The organism is Empedobacter stercoris (assembly GCF_025244765.1).
GTDB lineage: Bacteria > Bacteroidota > Bacteroidia > Flavobacteriales > Weeksellaceae > Empedobacter > Empedobacter stercoris.
The window spans coordinates 1,551,593-1,570,113 of the sequence record NZ_CP104209.1; the positions used below are offsets into that span (position 1 = coordinate 1,551,593).

Annotated in this window: 18 protein-coding genes; 7 read left to right on the top strand and 11 right to left on the bottom strand. The window is 30.9% G+C overall.

The annotated features are described in order from the left end of the window. Positions 1–92 precede the first annotated feature (92 nt). Positions 93–1,097, top strand: a complete 1,005-nt coding sequence (locus tag NZD85_RS07380; protein ID WP_260541120.1) for a glycosyltransferase — start codon at positions 93–95, stop codon at positions 1,095–1,097. A gap of 9 nt (positions 1,098–1,106) precedes the next feature. Here the strand turns inward: NZD85_RS07380 and NZD85_RS07385 are convergent, their stop codons facing one another. From NZD85_RS07385 to NZD85_RS07435, 11 genes are all read right to left on the bottom strand, one after another. Continuing rightward, positions 1,107–1,904: a glycosyltransferase family 32 protein gene (locus tag NZD85_RS07385; RefSeq protein ID WP_260541122.1), complete on the bottom strand. Its 798-nt coding sequence runs from the start codon at positions 1,902–1,904 to the stop codon at positions 1,107–1,109. A 6-nt stretch (positions 1,905–1,910) separates the two neighbouring features. Next, on the bottom strand, positions 1,911–2,582 hold the full coding sequence (locus NZD85_RS07390; protein ID WP_260541125.1) for an NAD-dependent epimerase/dehydratase family protein: 672 nt from the start codon (positions 2,580–2,582) through the stop codon (positions 1,911–1,913). Beyond that, positions 2,579–3,451 carry a glycosyltransferase family A protein gene (locus NZD85_RS07395; RefSeq protein WP_260541127.1) on the bottom strand — a complete coding sequence of 291 codons (873 nt, stop codon included), beginning with the start codon at positions 3,449–3,451 and terminating at the stop codon, positions 2,579–2,581. Before NZD85_RS07395 ends, NZD85_RS07390 begins: the two co-directional genes overlap by 4 nt. Further along, positions 3,448–4,413, bottom strand: coding sequence for a glycosyltransferase family 2 protein (locus tag NZD85_RS07400; protein WP_260541129.1), 966 nt, complete (start codon positions 4,411–4,413; stop codon positions 3,448–3,450). The genes NZD85_RS07395 and NZD85_RS07400 overlap by 4 nt, the downstream gene beginning before the upstream one ends. Positions 4,414–4,643: 230 nt before the next feature. Then, a complete protein-coding gene (locus NZD85_RS07405; RefSeq protein WP_225539889.1) occupies positions 4,644–5,360 on the bottom strand; it encodes a hypothetical protein in 717 nt (238 codons plus the stop codon). A 401-nt stretch (positions 5,361–5,761) separates the two neighbouring features. Next, positions 5,762–6,691 (bottom strand): glycosyltransferase, encoded by a 930-nt coding sequence (locus NZD85_RS07410; RefSeq protein WP_260541135.1) that lies wholly within the window; start codon positions 6,689–6,691, stop codon positions 5,762–5,764. Next, a complete protein-coding gene (locus tag NZD85_RS07415) occupies positions 6,681–7,391 on the bottom strand; it encodes a glycosyltransferase family 2 protein (protein ID WP_260541137.1) in 711 nt (236 codons plus the stop codon). Before NZD85_RS07415 ends, NZD85_RS07410 begins: the two co-directional genes overlap by 11 nt. Before the next feature lie 5 nt (positions 7,392–7,396). Continuing rightward, the gene (locus tag NZD85_RS07420; protein WP_260541139.1) at positions 7,397–8,641 is read right to left on the bottom strand and encodes an ABC transporter ATP-binding protein; all 1,245 of its coding nucleotides are present in this window, start codon (positions 8,639–8,641) and stop codon (positions 7,397–7,399) included. 10 nt (positions 8,642–8,651) lie between these two features. Continuing rightward, positions 8,652–9,425 (bottom strand): ABC transporter permease, encoded by a 774-nt coding sequence (locus NZD85_RS07425; RefSeq protein ID WP_260541141.1) that lies wholly within the window; start codon positions 9,423–9,425, stop codon positions 8,652–8,654. A gap of 120 nt (positions 9,426–9,545) precedes the next feature. Then, positions 9,546–10,592 (bottom strand): dTDP-glucose 4,6-dehydratase, encoded by a 1,047-nt coding sequence (gene rfbB, locus NZD85_RS07430; RefSeq protein WP_260541143.1) that lies wholly within the window; start codon positions 10,590–10,592, stop codon positions 9,546–9,548. Between the two features lie 17 nt (positions 10,593–10,609). Then, on the bottom strand, positions 10,610–11,776 hold the full coding sequence (locus NZD85_RS07435) for a nucleotide sugar dehydrogenase (protein ID WP_260541145.1): 1,167 nt from the start codon (positions 11,774–11,776) through the stop codon (positions 10,610–10,612). Between the two features lie 1,876 nt (positions 11,777–13,652). Between NZD85_RS07435 and panB the strand changes: the two genes are divergently transcribed. The 6 genes from panB to NZD85_RS07465 all read left to right on the top strand — a co-directional run bounded on the left by panB (position 13,653) and on the right by NZD85_RS07465 (position 18,504). Then, on the top strand, positions 13,653–14,468 hold the full coding sequence (panB, locus tag NZD85_RS07440; protein ID WP_260541147.1) for a 3-methyl-2-oxobutanoate hydroxymethyltransferase: 816 nt from the start codon (positions 13,653–13,655) through the stop codon (positions 14,466–14,468). A 95-nt stretch (positions 14,469–14,563) separates the two neighbouring features. After that, positions 14,564–14,923, top strand: a complete 360-nt coding sequence (locus NZD85_RS07445) for a four helix bundle protein (protein WP_260541149.1) — start codon at positions 14,564–14,566, stop codon at positions 14,921–14,923. 125 nt (positions 14,924–15,048) lie between these two features. After that, the gene (locus tag NZD85_RS07450; protein ID WP_260541150.1) at positions 15,049–15,726 is read left to right on the top strand and encodes an RluA family pseudouridine synthase; all 678 of its coding nucleotides are present in this window, start codon (positions 15,049–15,051) and stop codon (positions 15,724–15,726) included. Between the two features lie 31 nt (positions 15,727–15,757). Next, positions 15,758–16,618 (top strand): lysophospholipid acyltransferase family protein, encoded by an 861-nt coding sequence (locus NZD85_RS07455; protein ID WP_260541152.1) that lies wholly within the window; start codon positions 15,758–15,760, stop codon positions 16,616–16,618. A 12-nt stretch (positions 16,619–16,630) separates the two neighbouring features. Then, positions 16,631–17,623, top strand: a complete 993-nt coding sequence (locus NZD85_RS07460) for a glycosyltransferase family 2 protein (protein WP_260541156.1) — start codon at positions 16,631–16,633, stop codon at positions 17,621–17,623. Between the two features lie 95 nt (positions 17,624–17,718). Then, positions 17,719–18,504, top strand: coding sequence for a GLPGLI family protein (locus NZD85_RS07465; protein ID WP_260541158.1), 786 nt, complete (start codon positions 17,719–17,721; stop codon positions 18,502–18,504). Positions 18,505–18,521: the final 17 nt, after the last annotated feature.

The window sequence follows — 18,521 nt, forward strand, 5'->3', positions numbered from 1 at the left end:
AAATATATCTAAAGTTAATAATTTCTAACGATGTTATTTAACAATGTAACATATTAATGTAATTTTGAACTACAATATAAAATACTTAACCAATGAATAACCTCCCTCTTGTTAGCATCAACATACCTGTCTATAAATGTGAACAATATATTTTCAGATGTTTAGAATCTGTCAAAAATCAAACGTATAAAAATCTGGAAATTATTTTGGTTAATGATTGTACGCCTGATAACAGTATTGCAATCATTGAAGAATATATGGTTTCGAATAAGGAATTAAACATTCAATTACATCATCTACCAACCAATCAAGGCTTGTCTGTTGTTCGTAATACAGGAATTGATAAATCGACAGGAAAGTATATTTATTTTTTAGACAGTGATGATGATATCACTTCTAATTGTATCGAAAAATTAGTAGAAAATGTACTAATTAATAATACACAAATGGTTATTGCTCAAAATCGATGGATAAATACGTTTGATCAGTCTGTAAAAGATTTTGGGTTTCCTACAAGATCTCAATTAAAAATTTACGATTCAAATACCAGTATTTTTAAAGCATATTGCGGTAAAATGTTCCCAATAACTTCATGGAACAAATTAATTGATTTAGAATTTATTAAAAGAAATAACATTTATTTTGTTCCAGGTTTATATGCACAAGATGAATTATGGATGTTTCATTGCATGGAAAAAATAGATACTTTATCGATCATTGATGACATTACGTATAATTACTATTTACACGCAAATTCTGTTATTTTTAACCGAACAAAAAGAAACTCAGAAAATCATCAAACCATTTTAGAATGGATTGTAAAATCATATAAAAATACAGACGATACCGAACGAAAAAAATTGATAAGAGGCTGGATTATTAACTTTAAAAAATTGATTATTCAAATGCAATGGAAAGTCTTAAAAGATGAAGAATATTTCAAAATAAATTATAATCGTATGAAAAAAGCTCCATCGCTTACTTTTTCTGACTATTGTAGTGCTGATTTTACAAAAGAACAAAAAAAGGAAAATCTATTACTAAATCTTCCTGCGAATATTGGATTTAAAATCTTTAAGAAACGTTATGAAGGGTAAAATAAACTATTATTTTTTTCCTAATATTTTATTTTTTAGTTGATTAAAAACATATTCTACTATAAGTTTTAAGGGAATTTGATCTAAAATCTGCTCACTTGTAAAAACCTTGTTATGATAAATCAAATGCTTTATACTTTCTTTTGATTTTTCTGCAGATATTAGTTGATGAAGCACACCATACATATTCACATAACGTTTAAAAAAAGATTGCTCCGTTTCTATCCAACTTCCTTCAAAATGATGGATGACATAATTTTTTGGAATGTCCAATGAAAAGGCAGAAGAAGGAAATAATGCTGTATTATTTTGTAGTAATTGAAACTTATCTCTTAGTGGATTTGCTCCATATTTTTCTACTAATAATTTAGAAAAAATACTTGTATTCGATAATTGTTTAAATTCTGTTTGCCTCTCATAATAATTTAGCATATCCTCAACAAAAACATGCTTACTTCTTGCTCCAAAAAAAGCAGAAAAAGGCTTATTGAGCATCTCAAAACCACACACACAATCATAAATTAATAAATCATCAAAAGAAGATGTTACTTCCATATCGGTGTCTAAATAAAAACCACCATATTCATAAACTTTCTGAACGCGTATATAATCAGAAACAAATGCCCACTTTTTATTAGTATATGCCTCCCTTACAAAAGCATTGACAGTTAAATCACAATTACTTTCATTCCATTCTTTAATTTCATATTCAGGATTAAAAAGCTTCCATGTTTCAATATTTTTCTTTACATTTTCAGGGAGTGGATTACCGCCAAACCAGCAATAATGGATTATTTTAGGTATCATTTTTTTCTATTTATAATATTTCCTAATTAAATTATTCAAATACGCTTCTTTATCTTGAATAGAAAATTGATACTGCAATTCATGAATATCTATTGAATAATGCTCCCCTTTATTTTCCATTAACTTCATCGCAGGTTTTTGTAGTATTTCCTCGAAGGCTTCTACTATTTCTGGTATAAAGTAATTTTCGGCATAAGCCACATTCACAATTCTATTCCAACGGTTAGACTGAATGTATTGAAGCGTAATATCCTTTACATCTTCTACATCAATTAGATTACGTGTCGCGTGTTGGTGCACATTCAATTGTTGATTCGTTATAATTTGGCGATAAAGATAATTCATCAACAAATTAGGGTTTCCTCCTATTCCAACCGCATTACTAATTCTAAGAATAAGATAATTGGCTGTATTTTGTTTGATTACTTCTTCGATATGCAACTTATGCAGCACATATGGACTGTTATATTTAGAAGAATCATAAATGGAACACGTACTAAAATAAACCAATAATTGAGTAGGATATTGGGCGATTGTTTCTAAAACCAAGTCCAATTCCCGTTTAAATTGTTGTTCATCTTGCTCTGATGAATTTGAAACACCCGACGCAAAAAATACCACATCTTCTCGATCATGTTCCAAAAATTGAGATGCAATTAGCCCCTTACCTATTATCATAATTTGATAAATTTCATTTTTCTGTTCGTTAATATTAAAACTGACAATAATAAATTAACACCTCTAAATTTTTCTATCCAAGGTGACTTTATATCATTTATTTGAAAATCCCAATAGGCATTAAGAGCACTTAATTTTGCTTTGAAAGGAATTTTCTCCTTGCTTAATTCTTTGAAAAATAAAGATGCTCCTTTCGGTGATTTTTTTAATAACTGCCACGAATTTGCTGTTAAGCCATCTTCCAAATATTCTGCAAAATAGATAGGATCGTCAATATATAGTGTTTTATATTTTTTACCTATTTGACGATAAACATAGGATTCTCGGAAGAATTTTTCCCCTTCAAAATGTGGATAAGGATATTGTTTCTGAATCTCGGTTTTGAAAGCTGTTGCAAAATCTCCTTTTATTCCTAACTGGTAAACGAGTTCGTTATGGGTTAAAAGAATCTCGTGTTTCGGAAGGTTTTTTGAGTAGATAATTTTGCTTTTGTCTTTTATAGAATGACAACCAATAGCTATTCCTGCGACGTTTTTAGTATCTTTTATATGATCATATTTAGCAGTAAGTCTTTCAATAGCATCATTTGATAAGAAATCGTCACTATCTACAATGAAGAATAACTCTCCTTTGGCTTTTTTCAATCCATAATTAATGGCAATATGTTTACCATTGTTTACTTGATGATAATAACGAATTGTAAAATCTGCCTTTTCTTGAAATTGCTGCACCAATTGCGCTGTATCATCAGAACTTCCATCATCAACAATTATCCATTCAAAATTTTTGCAAGACTGTTCCAACAACGATTGAAATAATATTGGTAAAATGTATGCACGGTTAAAGGTAGGGGTGAAAATAGTTATCATTTCTCACAAAATTTAATCCATCTATATTCCAGTTTTTTTGGTGTTAAACCTATCAAAATTAAAATTCTTGAGATAACTATTATTTCATTCTTTTGACTTGTTGTGATTAAGTCAATTTTATTCAAATGTTTATTGAAGAAATATAAATTTTGAGTATCCTTATTCTTTATAATTTTGAATAATAATAATATTAAATGTAAATAAGAATTATCAACTAATTCCTTCTGCTGTAATTTCATACCTACATCTATAGCTTTTTTTCTTATATGTACTAGAGATGGTATATACTCAGGATTATATATCTTCGTTTTATTTGTTATTGTATTATCATGTAATCGATATAAAAATGTTGGATTCTCAACAAAGGTAAATTCATCATTTTTAATATCTGGTAATATATTTAAATAAAAGTCTGTTTCTTGCCCTCTCTTAATAAAGGGATCAAACAAAATTTTATTCTCTAAAAAATCTCTTTTTATTAATGCACTGTGTGTTAATATTGGGAAATTCCAAAACATATATTCTTTTATCAAAATATCTTCTATCTTAAATCTATTTTGCTTAATTATATTAAGGTTTTCATCAACCGTAGTATATGTAGCAAATACTATTTTATTCTTTTGTGTAAATAAATATATTCTAGATGACAAAAAATCCTTTAACATCACATCATCACTATCAAAAAAAACAATTAATTCTCCTTTTGAAAGTTCAAATCCATAATTTCGACAACTATTTCCACTTTTTACTAAATAATTTGGTCGATGGTAATAGGAAATTCTAATGTCTTTTTTTGTATAGTGATCTAAAACGTCTGAAGTATGATCGGTACTCCCGTCATCTACTACTATACACTCCCAGTTTTGGTAAGTCTGATCGATTATAGAATCAAGGGTTTCACCAATTAAATCAGCACGATTATATGTTGGAATAATGATAGATACTAAAGGTTGTTCGGTCATTTGTCAAATTGTTTTTCTTAATAGGATAGTTCTGTAAATTAACGAGAACTTTATCCTTCTTAAATCACCTATTAGGACACAAACTTGACGGCAACAGATTACTTGACCTATTGGGTCAAGTGATGTTGTATAATTTATTGTTCAAACGCAATGATTTCCGCTTGAATGTAGTCTACATAGTGTTTTAAGTCACGCAAATATACAGAATTTGATTTGGCATGACATGTATTTTATAAAATTGTTGTGAGGGTAAAATGATAAGGATGCGCCGCCCCAGAAGATGCATGTGGTTGATAAACAACTGTTACACTAACAATAGGAAAAGCAAAACCAACAGAGGATAAAGCTTCTTCCCTCAACTGTAATTCAATTTGATGCAAAGGTTTTTCTTTTTCGGAAAGAGGAAAATAGAAATACTGTAGATTGACGAGGTCTAATTCTAAACTTTCGTCACACTGCATCCATGCAAATGAAATCTCTAAGCACGAATTAGGGTGTTTTTGAGCACAAGATCGAAGTAGATTCATGCTTATCACCAAGCTGTTCTTCTCCAACGAATAAGAACAATCCAACGGATATAATTTCGAGTTTTTATTTAATTTTAGTTGTTGAAGCCTCCGTTCCTCATAAGCTTGTTTCAATGCTAAATATAAATTTTCTTGATCCGATTGTTTTCTAACCTTAGAAAAGAATGATACCAATTGATTGTGAAAGGTTCCATCTTTTTGACGCCATATCAAAGGATTAATTGCTTTTTTAAAACGCCCTACGAATGTGGCGACTTCTTTGAAACGTTGTTGTGCGGCTTTGGTATTTGGGTGTTCATGAGATTTTCCATTTACAAACCCTCCTGTATTTTTTTTGACAAATGATTGTCCATTACGTTCAAAAAAGATCAAATCTCCTACTTTTCCTCGGATACTAAATAAACTGTCTAACTTTGCCATAATAGTATTATATTTACATTACTGAATGTCAATAGTTTAAATATACTATTATTTTACAATTCTTCAAAATTTATTCGATTTGAATATTCTTTCTATAACGCCTTTATACTACCTTTATATCGCTTTTATACCCCTTCTATACCATGGTTTGTTCGACCTAAAAAGGAAGATAGAGTATAGATAAAGGCACCTACTTAGGTTATAGTTTAGTTTAGTTTAGCTTTAAAATACTTCTGTATAAATCTAAATGCTGTTGTGCAATTTGTTTGGGGTTGCAATTTTCCTTTCTGATATTATAAATTCAATTCGACACTTATAATATTAATCATTTTATATAATAATACCTTTTTCGAATGTTTATTGAAAATGGTAACATAAATAAGAAAATTATAGATTCAGAATTATAAAATATTGAAATCTAAAAAAATGTAAGATTTATCTTCTTTTGATAAAGTCAAATTATGAATAGATTGTTGAAAGGTTTTACTTATTAAATCTTTTTGTTTTTTTAAACGATCGACTTCTTTAAAATTAAATAATAATGTATTCTTTATAATTTTATTTCGAATAATATTTAATTCTTTTTTGTGATTAAGTGAATGATTTGGATTAGAAAATTCTAACAACAACTTCCTTTCATTTGAAATACTAGGGTTAAAATATATAGAATTATCCCTTCCTTCGCGGTCATGATAAATAAAAACTTTTGGATAAACTCCAATTTTAAGCCCTTTGTATTTTAATCGATGTATATAATTATCGTCCTCTGCATAATGAAAAAATGTTGGACTAAAACCTCCTACTTTTTCAACACACTTTTTTGTTAACAACCATGCAGCAGCACAAATAAAACCTGATTCGTAAATTTTAGGTTTAGTTTGATTTAACACAAAGTCTGAATATAATTCTTTACAACTACTTGGTACAATATAATTCGAAAAATTATAATCTAATGCATCACCTTTTCCATTTAAATGAATTGGACTTATGACTCCAAATTCTGGGTTATTATAAGATATTTTAATTAAATCTTCTATTGTATTCTGATCTACCCAAGCGTCTTGATTTAGTAGAAAAAAACACTCTGCCCCTTGTTCTAAAGCATACAAAATTCCTTGATTATTTGCACCTCCAAAGCCTTTATTTTCTTCGTTTATAATTAAATGAACATTAGGATAGGTCTTTTTAATATACTCTACTGATTCATCGCTAGAATTATTATCAATGGCTACAATTTGACATGGTATACTAGAGTTAATAATTGAATCGAAACATTTCTGAATCCAATTATTACGCATTCCGTTGTAGATGACTATTATACTAAAAATCAATTTTTAAATATTTTTTTAAAATACGATTAAGTTTTTGAGAAAAAGTATATTCAATTTTCGGACGATAATATTTACCATACTTGTTAAAATTTTCTTTATGTCGCCTATAATATAATAACCCTTCATTAATATATTCAATATTAGCACCTTGGTTGATTAGTCCATTCCATAAACGTAAATCTTCAGTAGTATATCTATGTCCTTCTTTATATTTTTTATATCCTACTTTTTTAGCAAGTTTTACATTATAAAAAATTGAACCGTGATGATTTCCTTCTCTATTCCAATAAAAATCTCCTTTATATAAATTTAATTTATTAGACCAACCTTCTAACATTTCATCTTTCAATTCACCTGTCACGATAATATCGTATGTTACTACATCCGCATTCTTGCTTTTTAATAATTCAACCGCATCAGATCTTAGCCAATTATCTGCTCCAATAAACATACAAAAGTCTGTAGTGACTCTGTTTAACATATCCTGGAAATTAGCGACGGTACCCAAATTTTTTTTACGTAGAATAAATTCAACTTGAGGATATAATTTAACTAAATGTTTACAATCTCCAATTCCATCATCAACAAAAAATATTTTATCTGGCATTACTGTTTGAGATAAAATTGATTCTATACAATGTGCAGCTAAATGTCCATATTTATATGAAGCTATTACAACTGTTACTGATTTATTTTCCATATAATTTAGGTTAATGTTTGTTTTACTTCAGATTCAAAAAATATAGGTGCATAATCCGCCAATTCTAAACCTTCCACTTTAAACTTGACATAATCTCTATAAATACATAACCATTCTTTTATTTTATCTGAGTTATTATCCGTATTTACCGCTAACATATAGGTGATAGAATATTCTCCATCAATTAATCGAATATCTTTTAGATCTATTTTTATCGTTGATTTTTTTTCACCTTTAAAATAACCATTAAAACGATTAGTATATACAGAACCGATTACTTTCATATCTTTATCACTAATCCTAATTATAGCAAAATACTCTGCTAACTCTTTCTTTAAGTCTACATCAAATTCCACTACAATATCCTTTCCAAATGGGATGGGAATAGGTTTATTTAAACTATTATTATTTTGGAATATTACAGGCTCGTTATTAATTTTGAAATTGGATAATTCTGCACCATCTTGCATTTCTATTAACCCTAATTTATCATTATTAAATTCATTAAGATAAAGATCGATGCCTTTATGAATATTCGTTCCGTGATAATAAGATTTACCGTGACGCATAAATAAAACCTGGTTACACGTTCGCGTTACATCTGGCATCGAATGACTTACAAAAATTACAGCCGCATTTTGCATAATTTCTAAAGTCTTATTAAAGGATTTAATTCTAAATCCTACATCTCCTACGGCTAAGACTTCATCTAAAATTAAAACATCTGGTTCTGTAAAGGCAGCTACAGAGAACCCTAAACGTACTTTCATCCCTGAAGAATAATATTGAACCGGTGTATCGATAAATTCTTCTAATTCTGAAAACGCTACAATTTCGTCATACTTGGCATCGATTTCTTTTTCCGTTAAACCAAGAACAGCACCGTTGTTGTATATATTTTCTCGACCTGTCAAAATAGGATTGAAACCCGCTGTTAACTCAATCAACGCATTCACACGTCCTTTCATGGTAATTTGACCACGATCAGGTGCTATTAAACCAGTTAATACTTTTAATAAAGTACTTTTCCCAGCACCATTATGCCCCAATAAACCAAGGCATTCGCCACGTCTTACCTCAAAACTAATATCGTCAACAGCCCAGAATTCTTTTTTACGTAAATCTCTTACTTTATTGTTTCCAAAAAAACCACTTCCTAAATCTTGTAAGCCGTACAATAATCCTAAATTAAGGTCTTTACAAAACTTCTTCGAAACGTTTTCTACTTTTATTAAAACTTCATTTTCCATTATTGATCAATTACATACGTTCTACAATAATTGGAATAGATACACGATAAAAAATCCATCCAATAAGTAAGGCAATTACACTAACTACAAATATTAACAGCAAATACATCGGTTGATCCCATCCATAACCTGTTAATAAATTTCGGGTAGAATTGATAATAGGTGTTAAGGGATTAATATTAACCAGTTTGGCTAAAAAAGGATTTTTCATTTCTTGATAAACAACTGGTGTCGTGTACATCGCAAAAGATAAAAATAATGGAATTCCTCGTCCTACATCTTTATACAACATTCCAATGGGTGTGATTAATAAGCCTATGGCGTTACCCACAAAGATTAAAAATAAAACCATTCCCAATCCAAGCAATACTTCGATTCCTGGATTTATCTTGAACGCAACAAGTGCTATTCCAATTATTACAAGTTTTATAAGCGTATTAAAAACAACTTTATAAAAGCCAGATAATAAAATTGCTTCTTTTGGAAAATTAATTTTTGAAATTAACGCCTTTGCACCGTTTGTTGAAACTAAAGGTGAATTGATACTCTCGGAGAAAATACTCCAAAGCATTGATCCGACAAATACAAACAAAGGATAAGGCAACTGATCTGTTTCGATCTGTACTGCTCCAGACATACTCAAGAATATCCAAACCATTGCATTGATTAAAGGCGTAATAAACGCCCAAAGTATTCCTAAAACGGATTGTCTATATTCTGCTTTTCTATCTCGGATAAATAATCTTTTTGCCAACTCTCTTGAGGCAAAAAGATCACTAATCATTGATTTGATTTCTGAAACAAAACCCGTTTTTCTTTTGGAAGAGTACGTTGTAATCTTCAAACTCATAAAATAAATTTAGGTTGTTAGGTTTTAAGTTGATTAGAATCAACATAAAACAGATTAATTATATTGTTTTTCGTAATAATTCTGGTAATCGCCAGAGGTTACATTATCCAACCATTCTTGGTTCTCTAAAAACCAATCGATAGTTAGACTCAAACCTTGCTCAAAAGTCACACTTGGTTTCCATCCTAACTCTTCGTTGATTTTTGTGGCATCAATGGCATAACGTAAATCATGTCCTGGACGGTCTTTTACAAAGGTGATTAATTGCTCCGAAGTTCCTGCTTCTTTCCCTAATTTTTCATCCATTTGCTTACATAATTCTTTCACCAAGTCGATGTTTTGCCACTCATTGAAACCTCCTACATTGTAAGATTCTCCATTTTTACCTTCGTGGAAAACCAAATCAATCGCTTTCGCATGATCAATCACAAACAACCAATCGCGCGTATATTTTCCATCACCGTATATTGGAAGTGGATTTCCGTTTAAGATGTTGTGAATACACAATGGAATCAATTTTTCTGGAAAATGATTTGGCCCATAATTGTTTGAGCAATTCGTCATCACAATTGGTAATCCATATGTATCATGGTAAGCTCTTACAAAATGATCTGAAGACGCTTTGGATGCCGAATAAGGCGAATGCGGATCATACGATGTTTCTTCTGTAAAAAAACCTTCGTCTCCCAAAGCACCAAACACCTCATCTGTCGAAACATGATGAAAACGTTTCCCTTCAAAATTATCTTTCCAAATATGTTTTGCGGCATTCAATAAATTAACTGTTCCAATCACATTGGTCATCACAAATTCTAATGGATTCGTAATCGAACGATCCACATGCGATTCGGCAGCTAAATGAATGACACCATCGGGTTGATAGTGTTCAAAAATTTCTAAAATATGTTTTGCATCAACAATGTCCGCTTTTACAAACTCGTAATTTGGATACGATTCGATATCTTTCAAATTCTCCAAATTCCCAGCATATGTCAACGCATCAAGATTGATAATTTTTGTTTCTGGGTATTTTAAGACAAATTCTCTTACAACATGCGAACCGATAAAACCAGCTCCACCTGTAATTAATATTGTTTTCATAGTATTTTAGTTGTTATTTAATCGTTTCCAAACAAATCGCGTGTATAAATTTTCTCTTGTACATCGGCCAATTCAGGCGCATTTCTATTCGAGATAATTACATCGCATGCTGCCTTAAAAGTTTCTAAATCTTTCGTTACTTTCGATCCGTAGAACGTATCTTCTTTCAGAACTGGTTCGTAAACAACAACCTCTATTCCTTTTGCTTTGATGCGTTTCATCACACCTTGAATAGCTGAAGCTCTAAAGTTATCAGAACCAGATTTCATAATCAAGCGATAAACCCCAACTTTCTTAGGATTTTTTGCAATAATAGAATCGGCAATGAAATCTTTTCTCGTTCTATTTGCATCGACAATGGCTTGTATGATATTATTTGGAACTGCATCGTAATTCGCTAACAATTGTTTGGTGTCTTTTGGTAAGCAATATCCGCCATACCCAAATGATGGGTTGTTGTAATGCGAGCCAATACGAGGATCTAAACCAACACCTTCAATAATTTGTTTGCTATCTAACTTATAAATTTGCGCATAACTATCCAATTCATTGAAATAAGCAACACGCATCGCCAAGTAAGTATTCGAAAAAAGCTTGATTGCTTCGGCTTCTGTTGAATGTGTAAATAAGGTCGGTATATCTTTTTTAATCGCTCCTTCTTTCAAAAGATTAGCAAAAACTTCCGCTCTTTCACTTTGTTCACCAATAATAATTCGAGAGGGATATAAATTATCATACAATGCCTTTCCTTCTCTCAAAAATTCGGGAGAAAAAATAATATTCTGATAATCTAATCTTGATTTTAAATCCTCTACAAAACCAACTGGAACAGTCGATTTAATTACAATTACAGCATTCGGATTATATTGTTTTACATCCTGTACAACCGACTCTACACTTGATGTGTTAAAATAGTTTGTTTTCGGATCGTAATCAGTAGGTGTTGCAACAATTACATATTCAGCATTTTTATACGCTTCCTCTTTGTCTAAAGTTGCAAGAAAATTAAGGTCTTTGTGTTGTAAAAAATCTATGATTTCAGCATCTTCAATCGGAGATTTTTTAGCATTAAGCAGTGCAATCTTTTCTGGAACAACATCTAACGCTACTACCTCATTGTGTTGAGCTAATAAAATGGCATTAGATAGGCCAACGTAGCCTGTTCCTACTATTGCTATTTTCATTGATGGTGATTTATAATTAGTTTAAGAGAACAAATTTAGTCAAAATCTCTAAATATAAACACCAATTCACTAAAAATGAGTAAATAGAAGCTGAATTCCAAGGCTTTTATTGCCGTAATATTATGCGTGAGTGTTTTAAAAGTAATTTTAAACGCTTTACAATAAATCAGGAATGAAAATGAATATTAATAATTCTTGAAGAATCTCAACCTCATCCAATTTTAACAACCAATTTTAGAGCCGACATACGATTTGCAGACGAGCTTCAATCCATTGAAACGAACGTAAAAAAGATTAGTGAGCCTATGCGAATCATTTAATCTTTTTAGTGAGTAAAATGATGATTGAACGGCGAAAATCGAAGTCTTGACCTTTTTGGTTCGTTTTTGTGTCAAGACAAAAATGAACATATATACCTAAGCTCAACCAGAGCTTCTCCTATTAAAACTTATTGAAGAATCTTTCTGTCACTTTTTTATTCATTACTTATCTATTTTAATTATCGGTATTCATATGCCCTTCGGGGAAAAGAGCAAAAAAGTAACCAAAAAACTCTTGTCTTTGATTTTCAACGGTCAAAATTAGTTTCAGTCATTCAATGTTTTAAATCATTTGCTACGCAAACAGTAAAACATTTTAACCATGACTTTCAACTTTTTGACACTCGTCTCCAAATCATATGACACTTTCTTCAACCTTTTTCAATACTTAAATTCGTTGTCTTTATGAACTTTTCGAAGAATCTCAACCTGATCTCAATCTCATCTTCAATCACTTTTAACAACCAATTTTAGAGTCGACATACGATTTGCAGACGAGCTTCAATCTATTAAAGTAAATGTAAAAAATCAGGAATGAAAATGAATATTAAAATTTCTTGAAGAATCTTTCTGTCACTTTTTTATTCATTACTTATCTATTTTAATTATCGGTATTCATATGCCCTTCGGGGAAGCTCATCCAAAAAAAAATTTGAAATTAAAAATTTGAAATTAAAAGGAGGAGCCATGGTATGGCTCAGGTATTCCTTTTCTTTATTTTCATTTCTTCCTTTCATTTTTTTGCTCATCCAAAAAAACGAAACAAAAAAAGATGCCGACAGTAGTCTCTCAATGATTCAACTAACTAAATTATTTTCTTAAAGTTGGCAACTCGCTCCACTCAAACACTCCAACTTTTTAATTTCAATAATTTAGAGTTGAATTACATTTCGATTCTAAATCGTCGGATTTTTTTAATTCCTATTTAAACATTCGAATTCGTTTATAACAACTAATTTATAAACCGTCCTTGCTGAAGAGTCAAGCGTCAATTCGGCGTAAAGAGCGTTAAAAATGATTTACTTTTCGCATTTTATATGCGAATGATTTAAAGCATTTAGCGAATAGCCATTATTGAACGACTTGTAAGCATAGACTTGATTTTTTTGGTTCGTTTTTTCATCAAGGAAAAAATGAATGTAAAATACTTTCTGTCACTTTTTTATTCATTACATATCTATTTTACTTATCGGTATTCATATGCCCTTCGAGGAACAGTCAAAAAAACTAACGAAAAAAGACTTGTCTTTGATTTTCAACGGTCAAAATTAGTTTCAGTCATTCAATGTTTTAAATCATTTGCTACGCAAACAGTATAACATTTTTAACCATGACTTTCAACTTTTTGACACTCGTCTCCAAATTATATGACACTTTTTTCAGCCTTTTTCAATATTCAAATTCGTTATAATTCTGAACTTGTCGAAGAATCCCATATAGTATATCATTTCGAGGTATTGAGAAATCTCTTTCATATAAAATGAAATAATTTCAACAAAATTAGTTCTGTTTTAATATTCAATTTAACTTTACAGAAGTTATAAATATTAAACGTAATGTCTGTAAATAAAGAAATCAAACGTATTACAACCGAAACTGTTCGTAACATGAAATTTACTGGAGAGAAAATTTCGATGTTAACGGCATACGATTTTACCATTGCTTCTCTTGTAGATGCAGCTGGTACGGAAGTTATTTTGGTTGGTGATTCTGCTGCAAATGTAATGGCTGGTCACGAAACTACTTTACCAATCACATTAGATCAAATGATTTATCATGCTCAATGTGTTGTTCGCGGTGCAAAACGTGCTTTAGTGGTTGTTGATTTACCTTTCGGAACGTATCAATCTGATCCGCAGAAAGCATTAGAATCTTCAGTTCGAATCATGAAAGAATCTGGTGCACATGCCATCAAATTAGAAGGTGGAAAAGAAATTGAAGAATCTATTCGCCGTATTGTAAATGCTGGTATTCCTGTTATGGGACATTTGGGACTTACACCACAATCTATTTACCAATTTGGTTCGTATAAAGTTCGTGCAAAAGAAAATGACGAAGCAGATAAATTAATTAATGATGCTAAATTATTAGAAGAATTGGGTTGTTTTTCATTGGTTATGGAAAAAATACCTGCTGATTTAGCTGCAAAAGTTACTGCATCAATTAACATTCCTACAATCGGAATTGGTGCTGGATCTGGATGCGATGGACAAGTTTTAGTGGTACATGATATGTTAGGGTTGAATAATGAATTTAAGCCAAAATTTGTTCGTAAATATTTAAACTTAGAAGATCAAATTCACCAAGCAGTTGGACAATATGTTGCTGATGTAAAATCGGGCGATTTCCCAAATGTTAATGAACAATATTAAAGATTGAGGTTGAGGTTGAGATAAAGACAAAACTCAATCTTAACCTTAACCTTAATCTCTGTCTATTTTCTTAAACTTAATCTCAGTCTCAAATTATGCCTTATCACGATTTCACAGAAATGCCAATTTGGATAAAAGCCATGAATATTGCAGTTCAATTTTTTGAATTAACTTCAAATTTACCACGAACGGAAGATTATGGTTTAACATCACAAATTCGACGTTCTGCAGAAAGTATTTCAGCAAATATTGCCGAAGGTTTTGGTAAGTCGAGTATAAATGATAAAGTTAGATTTTATGAAATTGCAAAAGGTTCTGCTTTTGAAACAAAATCTCATTTATTCTATGGGCAGAAAGTTGGATATTTCAAAGAAGATTCCATTAATCCACTTCTTGAGGAATTAAATGCTACAATTTTTGAGATAAATAAACTCAAAAAAGTTTTAAAAAATTAAAATAATTCTAAAAGTTGAGGATAAAGTAAAGATAAAGGATAAGGTTAAGGTTAAGAAAGCCTCAACCTCAACCTAAATCTCAGTCTCAACCTCAACCTCAACCTCAATCTCAATCTCAAAAAATCATGAATCCAGAAATAGTATTCGAAGACAACCATTTGTTAATCATTAACAAAAAAGCAGGCGAATTAGCGCAAGGAGACGAAACGGGAGATATTCCACTTATCGATAGTCTAAAGGACTATATAAAACAACGCGACAATAAACCAGGAAATGTTTTTTTAGGTTTAGTGCATCGTTTGGATCGACCAACTTCTGGCGTTTTAATTTTTGCTAAAACTTCAAAAGCCTTGACACGTATGAACGAAATGTTTCAGAAACGAAATATTGACAAAGTTTACCGTGCCATTGTACAAAGTAAACCTCCAAAAGATTTTGAACGTTTGGAGCATTATTTAAAGAAAAATCCAAAGAACAATAAAACAACGGTTTATTCTAAACCAACACCTGATGCGAAAAAAGCGATTTTAGAATACACCTATTTAGGTGCTTTAGATACTTTTCATTGTGTAGAGGTGAAACTTTTCACAGGTCGTTCACACCAAATTCGTTCACAGCTTTCTGCTGTTGGTTGCCCTATTAAAGGTGATTTAAAATACGGTGCAAAACGATCTAATCCAGATGGAAGTATTTGCTTGCATGCCTATAAAATAACGTTCGAACATCCCGTTAAAAAGGAAGAAATGACGGTTATTGCTCCAGTTCCGAAAGATGCGATTTGGCAAGCGACAACCAAATTTTAATTCGTAAATTTGTCGCTTATTTGTTTGTCGAATGAACAGCATTTTTTATTTTATTATTTATCAGATTTCGCGCTTACCGCTTTCGGTTTTGTACAGATTTTCGGACTTTTTGTTTTTTCTGTTATACACTGTTATTGGTTACAGAAGACGCGTCATAAGAACAAATTTAGAGCAATCTTTTCCAGAAAAATCCCACGAAGAAATCAAAGCTATTCACCGAAAGTTTTATGCAAATTTTTGTGATTATTTGGTTGAAACCTTAAAAAGCTTTTCGATTTCACAAGAAGAATTAGACAAACGATTTACCTATTCTAATCTCGAGGTTTTTGATGAAATAAAAGCCGAAAACCGCAACACCATGTTAATGTGTGGGCATATTTTTAACTGGGAATGGTTTATTGGAACTGTAAAATACCTTCCAACAAAAGAGACTGCTGCCGTTTACCACAAAATTCGAAATCCATTTTGGAACGATAAAATCAACGGAATGCGCGCGCGTTTTGGAACAAAAGCAATCGATATGAAGGAGGTCCTACGTTTTATGATGAAAGCACCAAATGATGGAGAATTAACGTATTTATTTGTCGCCGATCAAAGTCCAAAAAAATCAGCTGTCCATTATTTCATTAACTTTCTAAATCAGAGAACACCTGTTTTTAATGGTTTTGATAAAATTGCACGCCGTAAAGATATGGGTGTCGTTTTTTGTCAAACCGAAAAAATAAAACGTGGTCATTATCATACAACTTTCATTCGTTTGCAACCTCAACAAGAGGAATTTGTCGAAAATGAAATCGTTCATCAATTTTTCGATCATTTAGAAAAAACTATTCAACAACATCCAGCTAATTGGCTTTGGAGCCACAAACGTTGGAAATATGCCGATTTGTAATTTTAAATATTCATGAAAACAGCAATTGCCATCTTAAATTGGAATGGAGCAAAATTACTTCCTCAATTTTTACCTTCAGTTATTAACCATTCTAAAAACGCATCGATTTATGTCATTGACAATGCGTCGACTGACAATTCTATTGAATTGTTGAAAACTCAATTTCCTGAAGTGAAAATCATTCAAAACAAAGGAAATTATGGTTTTGCACAAGGTTATAATGAAGGCTTAAAACATATTGAAGCAGAGTATTTCTGTTTACTAAACTCGGATGTTGAAGTTACTGAAAATTGGATTGATCCAATTGAAAAATTATTCAACAGCAACCAAGATATTGCGGCTATTCAACCCAAAATAGTAGACTACAAAAACAAAGAATATTTTGAATACGCCGGTGCTGGAGGTGGTTTCATTGATAAATTTGGATACCCATTTTGTCGTGGACGAGTTTTTTCTACATTAGAAAAAGACAACGGTCAATACGACGACACAACACAAATTTTCTGGGCAACGGGTGCAAGTTTATTCATCAGAAAAAAAGATTTCTTTGAACAAAATGGTTTTGATGAAGATTATTTTGCGCACATGGAAGAAATTGATTTATGCTGGCGATTAAATAATTCGGGTCGAAAAATTTACTACTGCGGGGGATCGACGGTTTATCATTTAGGTGGCGCAACATTAGATAAATCAAATCCTAAAAAATGGTATTTAAATTATCGAAATAGTTTATGGATGATGTTAAAAAATCTACCTGCAAACAAATTATTCCCAATGCTTTTTACACGTCTTTCAATGGACGGAGTTGCTGCTGTTGCGTTTTTACCAACCCAAGGTTTTCCACATGTTTGGGCAGTTTTCTTATCACATATGCATTTTTATGGAGGTTTCTTTAAGATGTACAGAAAACGTCAAAAACATCAATCAAAAAAATATTCTGACATTGGGTTATTACCTTTTCAATACTTCATTCAAAAACGTCAGTACTTCAACGACTTAAAATAATTTTTATTTTCAATAAAGGTTTAACATTTATTTAATACTCTACATTTATAGAAATTAAATTTATTCTTCATAATATTGTTTTATAAACACATACAATGAAGAAAATATTAACTCTATTTACATTCTCATTATTGGCAACAATCGCTTTTGCACAGAAACTGGAAGTAACTTACCAAGAAACTATAAATATAGACAAAGATGAATTTAAAAAGAACATGAAAGTCGAAACTTCTGGTTCAGTAAATTTACCAAGTGATTTTTATGACAATGTTTTCAAGAGTCTTTCTGAACCAAAAGATTTTACTTTAGTAATCAATGATAACGAATCAACTTATAAAAAAGTTGAAAAGATAAGTAATAATCAAGGTAATAATGGTTTTTCTGTTTCAATGAGCATGTCTGGGGGAGGAAATGGACTTTACAAAAATCTATCGACAAAAGAATTTGCAAAAAGTGTTAATCTCATGGATAAACCTTATTTAATAAAAGATAAGCTGACCGAGTACAAATGGCAATTAAGCAGAAAAACGAAAAAAATAATTGGTTTTGATGTCAAAAAAGCGACTGCAATTATTGACAGTACAAAATCTGTAGTGGCATGGTACGCTCCAAGTATTGCAATCAAAGACGGGCCTGCGATGTACAATGGATTACCAGGTTTGATTTTGGAATTAGAAATTATTAGTACTAAAAATACGAGTAATAAAGGTTTTGGAAATGTAACGATAAAAGCAACAGAAGTAAAAGAAGTTGCAGATATGAAACCTATCGAAAAACCAAAAGAAAAAAACGTAATCTCTGAAAAAGAGTTTGAAACAATGTCTAAAAAACAAATGGAACGATTTAAAAAAATGCGTTCAGAAGGTGTAGATAAAGATTAGACTTTGAGAATAAATAT

Coding starts and splice junctions, on each gene's coding strand:
- NZD85_RS07400 (WP_260541129.1), bottom strand. CDS start 4,413: ATGACCGAACAACCTTTAGTATCTATCATTATTCCAACATATAATCGT.
- NZD85_RS07425 (WP_260541141.1), bottom strand. CDS start 9,425: ATGATTAGTGATCTTTTTGCCTCAAGAGAGTTGGCAAAAAGATTATTT.
- NZD85_RS07445 (WP_260541149.1), top strand. CDS start 14,564: ATGCCTTATCACGATTTCACAGAAATGCCAATTTGGATAAAAGCCATG.
- NZD85_RS07465 (WP_260541158.1), top strand. CDS start 17,719: ATGAAGAAAATATTAACTCTATTTACATTCTCATTATTGGCAACAATC.
- NZD85_RS07450 (WP_260541150.1), top strand. CDS start 15,049: ATGAATCCAGAAATAGTATTCGAAGACAACCATTTGTTAATCATTAAC.
- panB (WP_260541147.1), top strand. CDS start 13,653: ATGTCTGTAAATAAAGAAATCAAACGTATTACAACCGAAACTGTTCGT.
- NZD85_RS07390 (WP_260541125.1), bottom strand. CDS start 2,582: ATGATAATAGGTAAGGGGCTAATTGCATCTCAATTTTTGGAACATGAT.
- NZD85_RS07395 (WP_260541127.1), bottom strand. CDS start 3,451: ATGATAACTATTTTCACCCCTACCTTTAACCGTGCATACATTTTACCA.
- rfbB (WP_260541143.1), bottom strand. CDS start 10,592: ATGAAAACAATATTAATTACAGGTGGAGCTGGTTTTATCGGTTCGCAT.
- NZD85_RS07415 (WP_260541137.1), bottom strand. CDS start 7,391: ATGGAAAATAAATCAGTAACAGTTGTAATAGCTTCATATAAATATGGA.
- NZD85_RS07435 (WP_260541145.1), bottom strand. CDS start 11,776: ATGAAAATAGCAATAGTAGGAACAGGCTACGTTGGCCTATCTAATGCC.
- NZD85_RS07405 (WP_225539889.1), bottom strand. CDS start 5,360: ATGGCAAAGTTAGACAGTTTATTTAGTATCCGAGGAAAAGTAGGAGAT.
- NZD85_RS07380 (WP_260541120.1), top strand. CDS start 93: ATGAATAACCTCCCTCTTGTTAGCATCAACATACCTGTCTATAAATGT.
- NZD85_RS07455 (WP_260541152.1), top strand. CDS start 15,758: ATGAACAGCATTTTTTATTTTATTATTTATCAGATTTCGCGCTTACCG.
- NZD85_RS07460 (WP_260541156.1), top strand. CDS start 16,631: ATGAAAACAGCAATTGCCATCTTAAATTGGAATGGAGCAAAATTACTT.
- NZD85_RS07385 (WP_260541122.1), bottom strand. CDS start 1,904: ATGATACCTAAAATAATCCATTATTGCTGGTTTGGCGGTAATCCACTC.
- NZD85_RS07420 (WP_260541139.1), bottom strand. CDS start 8,641: ATGGAAAATGAAGTTTTAATAAAAGTAGAAAACGTTTCGAAGAAGTTT.